Annotated in this window: 1 protein-coding gene; it reads left to right on the top strand. The window is 39.6% G+C overall.

Annotated features, from left to right (window positions below):
- Window positions 1–108 precede the first annotated feature (108 nt).
- Window positions 109–219 carry a hypothetical protein gene (locus tag SB749_RS21140; RefSeq protein ID WP_410712048.1) on the top strand — a complete coding sequence of 37 codons (111 nt, stop codon included), beginning with the start codon at window positions 109–111 and terminating at the stop codon, window positions 217–219.
- The last annotated feature ends 11 nt before the right edge of the window (window positions 220–230 follow it).

The raw sequence follows: 230 nt of genomic DNA, 5'->3' as shown, positions 1-230 counted from the left end.
CCTCATGGAAGAGCAGGTGCTCCTGGGCTTCATGCTGAAGTTCGAGCAGTAAATAAAATATCAAAATAGAACCCCACAGTTAGTTTTTCAGATATTTCGATTGCAACTGTGAGGTTAAAAGGCGGTGACGCTGGAACAGACTTTCCTGCTTGTATGAATTGTTCTGGTATATTAAAAAGTTTGAAATTCTCACAGGAAAAGTTGAATAATGAAATGTGAAGCTCCACCAC

The organism is Brevibacterium sp. SIMBA_078 (assembly GCF_046534565.1).
In the GTDB taxonomy this organism is placed as follows: Bacteria; Actinomycetota; Actinomycetes; order Actinomycetales; family Brevibacteriaceae; genus Brevibacterium.
The sequence above is the reverse complement of the archived record's forward strand: the minus strand, read 5'-3'. Positions and strand labels throughout refer to the sequence as shown.